We start from the raw sequence: 13,315 nt of genomic DNA, 5'->3' as shown, positions 1-13,315 counted from the left end.
CTTAAAGGAACAAAATAAATTTGTCCCCACTGTCTAAGAGTACCCAGTCATCACCCCTTCGAGTGTTGGAGACTCTTGGCTTAGTCAGATTTGACTCATAACTAGAGGCCCGCAGTAACGGTAGGTCGCAGGATTATAGAGAAGAGCGAAGAAAAAATCATCTCTTTTTGAACATAATCACGAATTATTTTCTTCTTATAAGGTAAGCGAGATCGAGTTCTTCTCTTTATCTTACGCTAAATGCTCTTTTGCTAAGTAATCATGACTCTGCATTTCGATTAATCGCGACTGACAACGTTTAAATTCAAACTCCAAAATCCCATGGGTATAAAGCGCTTCCATCGACACTTCGGCTGAAATAATGAGTTTCACGTTACGTTCATAGAATTCATCCACTAACGCAATAAATCGCCTTGCTGCATCATCAATCGTTGTACTCATCTGAAGAACATCCGCAAGAAGCACAGTATGATAGATTTTCGATAACTCAATGTAATCATTTTGGCTACGCGCCGATTGGCATAATTGCTCAAAGGTAGCGTGCAATACGCCATCGCTCGCTTCGATAACATCAATGGTTCTATGATTGATTTCTACTTGCTGTAACTTCGCTTTACCCTCTCCTACAAACTGCTGATAGTAATGGAACAAATTACTATTCGCCTTTTCATCCAAAGGGTAGTGATAGATTTCAGCTTGTTCTAATGTTCTTAAACGGTAATCAACGCCACTATCCACATTTAATGTCTGGCAGTGCGTTTGAATCAACTCAATCGCAGGGAGGAAACGAGCACGCTGTAAACCATTACGATAAAGATCTTCAGGTGGGATGTTAGAGGTTGCGACCAATATAACGTTACGCTCGAACAGTGCTTTTAACAAAGTGCCCAGAATCATTGCATCAGTAATATCTTTCACAAAGAACTCATCAAAGCAGATGATTTCAGCCTCTTTTTTAAATGCATCAGCCACCTTATCTAAAGGGTTTTCTACCTCACTTAATGCTTTTAACTCATCATGAACTCGATACATAAATCGATGAAAGTGCACTCTCATTTTCCGCTCAGTAGGCAGAGCATCAAAAAAAGTATCCATTAAGTACGTTTTACCACGCCCAACGCCACCCCAAAAATATAATCCTTGCGGAGGCATTGGCTCAGTCGCCGATTTCCCCAGTAATTTTTTAAACCGACTAGGTTGGATCACTGGTGTATTTAAATACGTCTGAAAGTCATGAAACAACACATCTAAGCTTTCAACGGCTTTCTCTTGAGCAGGATCCCGCAGGAAACCTAATTGCAGAATGTCTTGTTCATATTTTTGTATTGGGGTCATAGGAGCACTACCAGAATAAGGTCGAGGTCAAACAGCTATCACAGCGTACATGTATTTTTCTTTATTGGCTTGAGCACTCATAGTACCATGTGAACGGGACATGTGTAACCAAACGGTAAAATACATGTTAAAAAACAACAATAAGGAGCGACTATGCCTTGGATTTACGCCATTGTTGGCTTGCTAGTTGGTGCAATTTTAGGAATTGTGATTTCTCGACTAACTACCCCTCAATATAAGAAGCAGAAAGTGATGCAGAAAGAACTCGATTCTGCAAAATTTGCTTTAGAACAACAACGTCAGGAGCTTGCGGATCACTTTGCGCAATCAGCAGAGATGCTTGATACACTCGGAAAAGATTACACTAAGCTATATCAACATATGGCGAAAACATCTTCTGAGTTACTTCCCAATACTCCTGAGCAAGAGAACCCCTTTGTAAAAACCATCGCTCAGCACTCTGATGAAAAAGAGAACTCACAAGAGCAGCAACCAAAAGATTATGCTCAAGGGGCGACAGGGTTATTTAAAGATGCTGAAAAAGAGATTATTGAAGCACCCGAAGCGGTTACTGCTAAAGCCTCGTAACATTTGAGCGTTGATTAATTCATCGCAACGGTGAACTTTGCAAAGGTTTTTGAGTCATAACTCTCACGAGAATAAAGAGGAGTTATATGATGAAAAAACCTTTGCTTGTATTATCAACACTGACTTTAAGCCTCAGTTCAATCATCACAGCGTTGCCCGTTACCGCTGCCCTACCGCTAGTTGTAGATGGTGTGCAAACCCCTAGCCTTGCTCCTATGCTGGAATCGGTTACCCCTGCGGTTGTTAGTATTGCAGTGGAGGGTAAACAAGTCTCACGCCAGCGTATTCCTGAACAATTCCAATTCTTTTTCGGCCCTGAATTCCCAACAGAGCAGTTAAAAGAGCGCCCTTTTCGAGGGTTAGGCTCTGGTGTCATTATTGACGCGAAACAAGGCCATATTGTCACCAACTATCACGTCATCAACGGTGCTGAGAAAATTCGAGTTAAGCTGTTTGATGGCCGCGAATACGATGCAGAACTGATTGGTGGCGATGAAATGTCCGACGTTGCGTTACTCAAATTAGAGAGCGCAAAAAACCTTACTCAGATAAAAATCTCTGACTCAGACAAACTTCGAGTCGGTGACTTTACTGTCGCGATTGGTAACCCATTTGGCTTAGGTCAAACGGTCACATCCGGAATTGTGTCCGCATTGGGTCGTAGCGGCTTGAATCTAGAAAATTTCGAAAACTTCATTCAGACCGATGCGGCGATCAATAGCGGAAACTCGGGAGGCGCGTTAATTAACCTTAATGGTGAACTCATCGGCATTAACACCGCCATCTTAGGCCCGAATGGTGGCAATATTGGGATTGGATTTGCCATCCCTTCTAATATGATGAAAAACCTCACAGACCAAATCCTAGAGTTTGGCGAGGTGAAACGTGGCATGCTGGGTGTTCAAGGGGGAGAAATCACATCTGAGCTTGCACAAGCTCTCGGTTATGAATCGAGCAAAGGTGCTTTTGTCAGCCAAGTGCTACCTGATAGTGCTGCAGATAAGGCTGGACTCGTTGCTGGTGATATTATCGTATCGGTAAACGACAAAAAAATAGATACTTTCAGCGAATTGCGAGCAAAAGTAGCCACCCTTGGCGCAGGAAAAACTATTTCACTCGGTATTATTCGAGACGGAGAGCAACGTAGCTTTGATGTCACTCTAGGTGAAGCCGCGAATAACAAAACTCAGGCTGAAACATTGCATCAAGGCCTCAAAGGTGCAGAGCTAACCAATACCAATGAAGGCAGCGCAATATCCGGCGTGCTTGTCTCTCAAGTAGTAGAGGGGTCACCAGCAGCAGGTTACCAATTGCAAAAAGATGACATCATTATTGGAGTTAACCGCCAACGAGTCAAAAACATAGCCCAACTAAGAGCTATTTTGGAACAGAAACCGAGTGTATTAGCTTTAAACATTCAGCGAGGAGATCGAACAATCTACTTAGTCGTTAGATGATTTAAGTCCTCAAATAGCTTTCAACTGTTGTAATAAATAGTCAAACGGAGGTGATTTAAATGTCACTTCCGTTTTCTATTTGCTCACTCAAAACCTTTCCTACTTGCTCACTATCTTGAGGTTTCTTGGGATTGGCTAAAGTGCTATGCTTCTCAAACATATATATCCATTTTATGTTTTAAATTGTGATATTTTGCCGCTTTCTAATGTAAAGCATTCAACCTCTTGAGAAGTCTATGCTGAATTTTTTCTTACGTTCAATAGCTCTTGGCCTAATTGCCGCGGCCATTATTTTAGCTGCAGTGCCATCATTACGCTCAAACATTGTGCCTAAAGATATTGTGCTACCAGCAACGGACATCAGCACTTTGCAAGTCTCTTTCAACCAAGCGGTTCGCAAGGCAAGCCCTGCCGTTGTCAATATATATAGCCGTCAGTATGTGGAAAATGACCGCAGTAAATTATCAACTCAGGGCTTAGGTTCTGGAGTAATAGTCAGTGAAAAAGGCTACATTATTACCAACTATCATGTAGTCGCAAAAGCGGATCAAATCATTGTCGCACTGCAAGACGGACGAGTCGCTGCTGCCCAATTAGTCGGTAAAGACAGACGAACTGACATAGCTATTTTACGAGTGGAAGGCACCAATCTTCCCGTCATTCCACAAAATCCAAACTACAATGCCAAAGTCGGTGATATTGTTCTTGCCATTGGTAACCCATATAACTTAGGTCAAACGACGACTTTTGGTATTATTTCGGCTACTGGCCGCTCATCGATCAGTGCTGACGGACGACAAGCATTTATTCAAACGGATGCAGCCATCAATGAAGGTAATTCTGGTGGCGCATTAGTCAACACGCAAGGCGAACTCGTCGGGATTAATACCGCCTCATTCCAGCAGGCAACAGAGTTAGAAACATATGGTATTTCATTTGCCATTCCCTTCAAGTTAGCCAATAAAATCATGGAAAAAATCATTGCAGATGGACGAGTGATTCGTGGCTACATTGGTATTGATGGACAAGATATTACCGCAGTGACCTCTCGCCTTCTTGGTAATGATAATGTCGGTGGTATTGTGGTTCTAGGCATGGACCCAAATGGCCCAGCGGCAGATGCTGGGTTTGAAAAGCAAGACATCATATTGAGCATCGATAATCACAAAATTAACGGCCGTCAAAGTGTCATGGATATCGTGACCGATCTTAGACCAGGAACGACTGTAGATGTATTGGTATTAAGAAAAGGTGAGGAAATCACCCTGAAAGTGACCATATCGGAAGATACTAGGCGTTAAAACGACCGCCACCTTTTTCACTGAATATTCGGTAAATATAAAAATCCCAGCCTTAGCTGGGATTTTTATTATCTGTTGCAGGTAAGCGCTATATCAGGCGTCGCTTACTCTTCAACATCCTTCTTTTCTGTGCCGTTTGGCAGCTCAACTTCGATTCGAGTAACACGCTGTAAGCCTCGTGGTAATAAGCCCCCACGACGTCCTCGCTCACCACGGAAGTTATCTAGATCGGCAGGCTTCAAACCTAACTTGCGTTTACCTGCGTACAAGGTAATCGTCACACCTTGAGGCAGAGCCATTAAGTGTGAAACAAACTCTTCACGCTCTTTCGCTTTTGCTGCTGGAATATTAATGATCTTATTCCCTTTACCTTTACTTAATTGAGGTAAATCTTTTATTGGAAACAATAGCATTCGACCTTGATTGGTGATCGCCAGAATCTCATCAGACTCTAGATCGCCAATTGTACTTGGTAACATCACTTCAGAAGCTTGAGGCAAATTAACCAGAGCTTTACCACTACGGTTTTTCGACAGTAACTCACTGCCTTTACACACAAACCCATAACCCGCATCAGAGCCGACAAGCCACAACTGGCTATCTTCACCCATGATAACTTGGCGTATTGATGTACCCGCGCTCACATTCAAACGCCCAGTAATTGGCTCACCTTGGCTACGAGCCGAAGGTAATGAGTGAGATTCAAGGGAATAGCTACGACCATCACTGCCTAAGAATACGGCAGGTTGGTTACTCTTGCCTCGTGCACAAGCAAGGTATTTATCACCTGATTTATAGTTCAAGCCTTCAGCATCGACGTCATGACCTTTCGCATGACGAATCCAACCTTTATCAGAAAGCACGACCGTAATCGCTTCACTTGGAACCAAATCACGCTCTGTTAACGCTTTCGCTTCCGCACGCTCGACAATAGGAGAACGACGATCGTCGCCATATTTCTCGGCGTCCGCTTGGATCTCTTTTTTGATCAGCGTATTTAAACGACGCTCAGAACCTAGTAACTTCTCTAACTTATCACGCTCTGCGGCCAGTTCATCTTGCTCTGCTCGAATCTTAAACTCTTCAAGTTTCGCTAAGTTACGCAGTTTAATATCCAGAATTGCATCGGCCTGGATATCTGAAATATTAAAGCGGCTCATCAATACTGGTTTTGGTTCATCTTCAGTACGGATGATTTCAATCACTTCATCAATATTGAGATAAGCAGCCAGTAAACCTTCTAATATGTGTAACCGTGCTAATACTTTATCTAAACGGTATTGCAAACGACGTCGAACGGTAGAGCGGCGGAATTCAATCCATTCCGATAGAATTTTAACTAACCCTTTCACTTGAGGTCGACTATCTAGACCAATCATATTCAAGTTAACACGGAAGCTCTTCTCTAAATCCGTTGATGCGAATAGGTGATTCATCAGAAGATCACAATCAATTCGATTGGATTTCGGAACAATCAAGATACGCGTTGGATTCTCATGATCCGACTCATCACGTAGATCATCCACCATCGGTAGCTTTTTCGCACGCATCTGAGCAGCAATCTGCTCAAGTAATTTTGCGCCCGAAACTTGATGTGGCAAAGCACTCACGACAATGTCATTGCCTTCTTTATGCCAAACCGCACGCATTTTGATGCTGCCACGACCTGTACGATATATCTTTTCGATATCGCTTTTTGGTGAAATAATTTCCGCTTCTGTCGGGTAATCAGGCCCTTGAACAAAGCCCATCACATCACTTAACTCAGCTTTCGGGTTATCCAAAAGATGAATCGCAGCATCAGCAACTTCACGTACATTGTGTGGCGGAATATCGGTCGCCATACCAACTGCAATACCAGTAATGCCATTAAGCAAAATGTGCGGCAGACGAGCAGGTAACATTTGAGGCTCTTTCATTGTGCCATCAAAGTTAGGTTGCCATTCCACCGTGCCTTGGCCTAATTCACCAAGCAATACTTCGGCGAATTTAGATAATTTAGCTTCGGTATAACGCATTGCCGCGAATGATTTCGGGTCATCCGGTGCACCCCAGTTACCTTGACCATCCACCAGAGGGTAGCGGTAAGAGAAGGGTTGAGCCATCAACACCATCGCTTCATAACAAGCAGAGTCACCATGCGGATGGTACTTACCCAGAACGTCACCAACGGTACGTGCAGATTTCTTATATTTAGATGCAGCCGAAAGCCCAAGCTCCGACATTGCATAGATGATACGTCGTTGAACCGGTTTTAAACCATCGCCAATATAAGGCAATGCACGGTCCATAATTACGTACATCGAGTAATTTAGATAGGCATCTTCGGTGAACTTGCGCATTGGCATTTGTTCAACGCCATCAAACGTTATTTCAGTAGACATCAATTATACCTCAGCCATATCGCCGTTACTTTGCAACCATGTACGGCGATCATCCGCACGTTTCTTACCTAGCAGCATATCCATCATTTCATTGGTCGCATCATCGTCATCAATGGTTAACTGAACAAGACGACGAGTGTTTGGATCCATTGTCGTTTCACGCAGTTGTAATGGGTTCATCTCACCCAGACCTTTGAATCGTTGTACGTTGATTTTGGCTTTTTTCTTACTCAAACGCTCAAGTACGCCATCTTTTTCAGATTCGTCCAAGGCATAAAAAACTTCCTTGCCGCAATCGATTCTAAATAAAGGAGGCATCGCAACATAAACGTGCCCTTCTCGAACTAACGCTTTAAAGTGACGAACAAACAACGCACATAATAGTGTGGCGATGTGCAGTCCATCCGAGTCCGCATCGGCAAGAATACAAATTTTACCGTAACGCAAACTGTCTAAGTTGTCGTTATCAGGGTCAATACCTAGAGCGACAGAAATATCGTGCACTTCTTGAGACGCTAATACTTGGTCTGCCGAGACTTCCCACGTATTCAAAATTTTACCGCGCAGTGGCATCACCGCTTGGAATTCACGATCACGAGCTTGTTTAGCAGAACCGCCCGCCGAATCCCCTTCCACGAAGAAAATTTCGGTGCGACTTAAATCTTGAACCGAACAATCGGTTAATTTACCTGGTAATGCGGGGCCTGAAGCAATCTTCTTACGAACCACTTTTTTGCTGGCACGCATACGGCGGTGAGCATTGGCAATACAAGTTTCAGCTAATAGCTCGGCCAATTGCGGCTTTTCGTTTAACCATAAGCTAAATGAGTCTTTTACTACGCCAGAGACAAATGCCGCGCATTGACGTGATGACAAGCGCTCTTTAGTTTGGCCAGCAAACTGAGGGTCTTGCATCTTAATTGACAGAACATAAGAACAACGGTCGAAGACATCGTCGCCAGTGAGTTTTACACCGCGAGGAAGCAGGTTACGGAATTCACAAAACTCACGCATCGCATCAAGCAAACCTTGGCGTAACCCGTTAACGTGAGTACCACCTTGCGCTGTCGGGATCAGGTTCACGTAGCTTTCGGTGATCATCTCACCACCTTCAGGCTGCCAGATTAACGCCCAATTCGCCGCTTCTGTTTCAGCTGAAAACTCGCCAGTAAACGGTTCTTCAGGAAGTACGGTGTACCCCTTTACGCCTTCCGCTAGGTAATCTTTTAGACCATCTTCATAATACCAACGGTGATCGTTACCGTTAACTTTATCGGTGAAGGTGATTTCTAAACCAGGGCAAAGTACCGCTTTTGCTCGCAGATTATTAATCAAACGAGTAACAGAGAAATTTGGCGAATCAAAGTAGCTTGTATCAGGCCAGAAATGAACACTGGTGCCTTTATTACGACGACCACAAGTGCCTGTTACCGTCAGCTCTTCAACCTTATTACCATGCTCAAATGCCATTTCATACACTTGACCATCACGGCGAACGTTGACTTCCACTCGCTTCGATAGTGCATTCACTACCGAGATGCCTACCCCATGCAAACCACCTGAGAATTGGTAATTTTTGTTGGAGAACTTACCACCTGCATGCAGTTTGCAGAAGATCAGCTCTACGCCAGAAACTTTCTCTTCTGGGTGGATATCAACAGGCATACCACGGCCATCATCAATCACTTCAAGAGATTGATCGGCGTGTAGGATAACTTGTACTTTTGAGGCATGTCCGGCAAGCGCTTCATCGACACTGTTATCGATAACTTCTTGGCCCAAGTGGTTCGGGCGCGCTGTATCCGTATACATCCCTGGTCGGCGACGTACTGGCTCTAAACCATTAAGAACCTCAATGGCTCCAGCATTATATTGTTCTGTCATAATACGGAATTTACTCAAATAATTTGGGGTACTTTAACGTGATATGGCGATGAGCAATATGGCTCAGCTCAAGAATAGACAAACTAAAGTCGATTCATCAAAATCACGAAAGTATTGGTGGAATATAGTCTGGAACCCGTCACTTGATGTCAAGTTACATCATCAAGTGGCGCGTCAAATTTTGACTCTTCCCTCAATGAAAGAGGTTAAAGCTCAAGAAAGGAGATAATGAGTTCAGGGTAACGTTCAAAATCGACGAAACTATGATCCCCACCAAGTTCAACATTTTGTTTTGAACCCGAGTACTTTTCTACGGCTTGTCGATAATCCAACACTTCATCTTCTGTTTGTTGCAATAACCAAAAATCTTTAGCATTTCGGAGAGGTTTTACCTCAAGCGCTTTCAGTTCGTCAATATGTACACTTTCAAGTGTGTATGTTTCGTTCGTATAGGGGTTAATTTGAACACCTAAGAAGTCCGCTAATAGCTCATACGGCTTAACAGCAGGGTTAATCAGCACCGCGCGAAAACCATAATGATCGTTTAACCATGTTGATAAATACCCTCCAAGAGAGCTACCGACTAAACCAATATGATGGCTATCTTTATACTGCTCAACAATGGCTAACAAACATTCACTTGCTGCTTTTGGAAAACATGGTAATTGAGGAGTGACTAGTTTGATATCCGGACGAAACTGTTCACAATAGCTCTGCATTACATTCGCTTTATGAGATAAAGGTGAACTATTGAATCCGTGAATGTAAAGCAGTAACGATGGTTTATCTGCCATTCTTAGTACCCATCTGAATTAAAATCTGGAAGAAAGCGACCATCAGATAAGCGGTTCACTTGCGTCTCGATGCTACCGTCGAGGTGAAGCTCCAACTCACGCCAACCTGGGGATTGGGAATCTAAAGCAAAATCATTTGAGTTTGGTTTAAATTGAACACAGGTAGAAGGGGTTGCCATCACTTGGACGCCATGATGATCACGATTCATATCTTGATGCACATGCCCGCATAATACGCCACGTACGTTTTGGTGTTGGTCAACCACATTCCAAAACTGTTCAGCGTCTTTCAAGGTGTGTTGATCAAGCCATTCACTGCCCACCAATATTGGATGATGATGCAGTAAAACCAATGTATGGCGGTCGGAATGAAGTGTTAATTGCTCATCAAGCAGGGCAAGTTGTTGATCGCTCAGTCGTCCGTGTGGTACACCGACAACTTGTGAATCAAGCATGATCATTTGCCATCTCTCTCCTAGCAAAACATGCTCAACACACTGAATTTGAGGCGAAGGTAGTACGCTACTCATATTAGGCTTGTAGTCATGATTACCTGGCAGCCAAAAACAAGGTTTCTGTAAGCACTCAATGCCGGATTCAAACTTCTGATAAGACTCTTGGCTGTGGTCTTGTGAGATATCACCTGTTGCCAAAATTGCATCAAATTTAAATGCTTTTGCTTGAATGTCACGGACTACCGCTTGGAAGCTATCAAAAGTATTCACGCTCAGCAAACTTCCATCTGCCGGAGCAAACAGATGCGTATCTGTGATCTGTAAAAGCTTAATGCTGCCTAAAGCAGATTCTGAACTGGATGATAATTTCAAAATGGAAAACCTAAATACTTTCTCTTTAATAATTCAATATTGTTATTCAAATGCCATTGGCGTTCGGCTAATGCCATTTTTTAAACAAAAAGTGAGCCAATCACCAAGAAATTTATTCAACTGGGATTTTTCATCTTTCTGCATCATTTTTTTGTTTGGGTAATCATAACGAGCTTTCACGCGTGATATCTGTTCGCTCGCACATACTTCTGCTACTCGAGCATCGTGATATAGCCTGACAGACATTTTAGGCAAAGGAAATACTGGTTGTTCATCACTCTGACATATGTCGATTAAAGTGGTGTATTTTGTGACCTCATTCACCTTCAATTGGTAGGTCATATTAACCACTTGATAGCAGCGAACATCCCCCACCTCGGCTTGAAATGGAAGTAGAGCATTTAATTTTGCGTAATTAGTCTCATACACTCGCATAAGTTCTGCAAGATCAACATGGTACGGCTTACCAATGGCTACATGTGTCATCTAGCTTTTCAACCATTGTGACTTTAACTCTAAGTGGTTTAGCTCTAACCATTGCAACGCTAAAATTGAGGCACCATTCTCGATTTTTCCACTTTTAACAAGCTGGTAAGCCTGTTTTCGACTCATTACTTGAACCCGAATGTCCTCATTTTCATACTCTAAACCATGCACACCTTGAGCGGTAGAAGCATCCACCTCACCGATGAACACGTCTAATTTTTCTGAACAGCCACCTGATGATGGGTAAAATGAGGTAATCGGCGAGACTCGATTAACTTCAATCCCAGCCTCTTCCATTGCCTCTCGACGAACGACATCCTCTGCACTTTCATCGGTATCAATGATCCCAGCAACGATTTCAAGTTGCCATGGATTAGGATGTTCCAATGCCCCGACACGAATCTGTTCAATAATAACCACTTCATCACGAACAGGATCGTAAGGTAATAATGCCGCAGCATGACCTCGTTCAAACATTTCCCGTTCGACAGGTTCGCTCCACCCACCTTCAAACAATCGGTGAGTAAAACGGTATTTCACCATTTTAAAAAAACCGCTAAAAAGAGGCTCTTTTGAAATAATTTTTACATCCTGGGGAGTAAAATCATGTGGTTGATTGTCAGACTCTTGCATTAGTCACCTCGCATGTGAATCTTATAGTCTACTCATTGTAGACAACAACTGCCAAGGCATGGCTCAACTTTTATTATAAAAATTGCATTTATATTTACATAAAACAATATTTATATTGCACAGCCGGACAATTAAGTGTAAAAAAGTGCAAAGTTTCGAGTGAATTACCACCAATTTAAGTTAAACTCTTGATAAGTACCCTCTTTCGATTTAGGCGGAATGGAAAAATGAAAAAACTGCTTCCTCTTTTTATCAGTGCTGCAATAGGTAGCCTGAGTACCACAGCATGGGCCGATACCCTGACTGAAATATACGATCAAGCAAAGCAAAATGATCCTCAATTGCTACGTTCAGCGGCTCAACGCGATGCAGCATTTGAAGCGATTACATCGAGCAGAAGTGCATTACTGCCACAAATCAACCTTACAGCGGGTTACAACATCAACCGTAGTGACATTGACCAACGTGAAAGTGATAAATTGACGGCTGGTGTGAGCGTATCTCAAGAGCTATACAAACGCTCTAGCTGGATCACCTTAGATACGGCAGAAAAAACTGCACGACAAGCGGACTCTTCTTTCGCGGCCGTTCAACAAGGTCTTATTTTACGCGTTGCTCAAGCCTACTTCGAAGTGCTTCGCGCACAAGATAAACTTGAATTCGTTCGTGCAGAAAAAGCAGCGGTAGCTCGTCAACTTGAGCAAACGAACCAACGTTTCGAAGTGGGTCTATCTGCAATTACCGATGTACATGATGCTCAAGCTCAATACGATACGGTACTAGCGAATGAAGTATTAGCAGAAAATAGCTTAGTAAATAGCTATGAAGCGCTGCGTGAAATCACAGGTAACGAGCATACTAACCTTAGCATTCTAGATACCGAAACTTTCTCAGCAAGCAAAACTCAGGCTTCTGCCGTCGCTCTTATTGAAGAAGCCCAACAGAAAAACCTTAGCTTACTTGCATCTCGCATTTCTCAAGACATCGCAAAAGACAACATCTCTTTAGAGAGTTCTGGGCACCTACCTTCACTGACTTTGGATGGTGGGTATAACTACGGTGATGAAAGCAATAGCAATAGTACGTCTAAAGGTGATTACAACGATTTTAATGTTGGTCTAAACCTAGTGGTGCCTCTTTACACTGGTGGCAACATTACTTCTAAAACGAAACAAGCTGAATACAATTACGTTGCAGCAAGTGAAGATTTAGAAGCGACTTACCGCAGCGTTGTTAAAGATGTTCGTGCCTTTAACAATAACATCAGCGCTTCTATTGGTGCTTTACGCGCCTACGAACAGTCTGTTGTCTCAGCTCAATCCGCTTTAGAAGCAACTGAAGCCGGTTTCGATGTAGGTACTCGTACGATTGTTGATGTACTAGATTCGACTCGCCGTCTGTATGATGCGAACCGTAACCTCGCTAATGCTCGCTATGATTACATCATCAGTGTTCTGCAACTTCGTCAAGCTGTTGGTACATTGAGTGAACAAGATATTATCGATGTGAACGCTGGACTGAAAACAGTACAGGGCTAAAAATAGAGTGTAAAAAATGAAGCCGACATAATAATGTCGGCTTTTTTATTGTTAGAAAGCCTATATTTAAAAAAGTAATTGCCAAAAA

Annotated in this window: 11 protein-coding genes; 4 read left to right on the top strand and 7 right to left on the bottom strand. The window is 42.9% G+C overall.

Annotation, left to right across the window (positions count from 1 at the left end; genetic code table 11):
* Positions 1-231 precede the first annotated feature (231 nt).
* Positions 232-1,335 carry a cell division protein ZapE gene (gene zapE, locus L4C39_RS12900; RefSeq protein ID WP_261888547.1) on the bottom strand — a complete coding sequence of 368 codons (1,104 nt, stop codon included), beginning with the start codon at positions 1,333-1,335 and terminating at the stop codon, positions 232-234.
* Positions 1,336-1,488: 153 nt separating this feature from the next.
* Between zapE and zapG the strand changes: the two genes are divergently transcribed.
* The 3 genes from zapG to degS all read left to right on the top strand — a co-directional run bounded on the left by zapG (position 1,489) and on the right by degS (position 4,681).
* On the top strand, positions 1,489-1,923 hold the full coding sequence (gene zapG, locus L4C39_RS12895) for a Z-ring associated protein ZapG (RefSeq protein WP_113799470.1): 435 nt from the start codon (positions 1,489-1,491) through the stop codon (positions 1,921-1,923).
* An 89-nt stretch (positions 1,924-2,012) separates the two neighbouring features.
* The gene (locus L4C39_RS12890) at positions 2,013-3,380 is read left to right on the top strand and encodes a DegQ family serine endoprotease (RefSeq protein ID WP_261889519.1); all 1,368 of its coding nucleotides are present in this window, start codon (positions 2,013-2,015) and stop codon (positions 3,378-3,380) included.
* A 236-nt stretch (positions 3,381-3,616) separates the two neighbouring features.
* Positions 3,617-4,681, top strand: coding sequence for an outer membrane-stress sensor serine endopeptidase DegS (gene degS, locus L4C39_RS12885; RefSeq protein WP_017051096.1), 1,065 nt, complete (start codon positions 3,617-3,619; stop codon positions 4,679-4,681).
* A gap of 104 nt (positions 4,682-4,785) precedes the next feature.
* On the opposite strand, the gene parC is transcribed toward degS, so the two are convergent.
* From parC to nudF, 6 genes are all read right to left on the bottom strand, one after another.
* Positions 4,786-7,065: a DNA topoisomerase IV subunit A gene (gene parC, locus L4C39_RS12880; RefSeq protein WP_429746272.1), complete on the bottom strand. Its 2,280-nt coding sequence runs from the start codon at positions 7,063-7,065 to the stop codon at positions 4,786-4,788.
* Between the two features lie 3 nt (positions 7,066-7,068).
* Positions 7,069-8,949, bottom strand: coding sequence for a DNA topoisomerase IV subunit B (gene parE / locus L4C39_RS12875; RefSeq protein ID WP_017051098.1), 1,881 nt, complete (start codon positions 8,947-8,949; stop codon positions 7,069-7,071).
* A 206-nt stretch (positions 8,950-9,155) separates the two neighbouring features.
* Positions 9,156-9,743, bottom strand: a complete 588-nt coding sequence (gene yqiA, locus L4C39_RS12870; protein ID WP_136994173.1) for an esterase YqiA — start codon at positions 9,741-9,743, stop codon at positions 9,156-9,158.
* A gap of 2 nt (positions 9,744-9,745) precedes the next feature.
* Positions 9,746-10,570 (bottom strand): 3',5'-cyclic-AMP phosphodiesterase, encoded by an 825-nt coding sequence (cpdA, locus tag L4C39_RS12865; RefSeq protein WP_017051100.1) that lies wholly within the window; start codon positions 10,568-10,570, stop codon positions 9,746-9,748.
* 42 nt (positions 10,571-10,612) lie between these two features.
* Positions 10,613-11,056, bottom strand: a complete 444-nt coding sequence (locus L4C39_RS12860; RefSeq protein WP_429746269.1) for a DUF1249 family protein — start codon at positions 11,054-11,056, stop codon at positions 10,613-10,615.
* Positions 11,057-11,689, bottom strand: coding sequence for an ADP-ribose diphosphatase (gene nudF, locus L4C39_RS12855; protein ID WP_371711953.1), 633 nt, complete (start codon positions 11,687-11,689; stop codon positions 11,057-11,059).
* 227 nt (positions 11,690-11,916) lie between these two features.
* On the opposite strand from nudF, the gene tolC reads away from it, so the two are divergent.
* Positions 11,917-13,227, top strand: a complete 1,311-nt coding sequence (gene tolC, locus L4C39_RS12850) for an outer membrane channel protein TolC (protein WP_171756217.1) — start codon at positions 11,917-11,919, stop codon at positions 13,225-13,227.
* Positions 13,228-13,315: the final 88 nt, after the last annotated feature.

Source organism: Vibrio clamense (genome assembly GCF_050337905.1).
Lineage (GTDB): Bacteria > Pseudomonadota > Gammaproteobacteria > Enterobacterales > Vibrionaceae > Vibrio > Vibrio cortegadensis.
The sequence above is the reverse complement of the archived record's forward strand: the minus strand, read 5'-3'. Positions and strand labels throughout refer to the sequence as shown.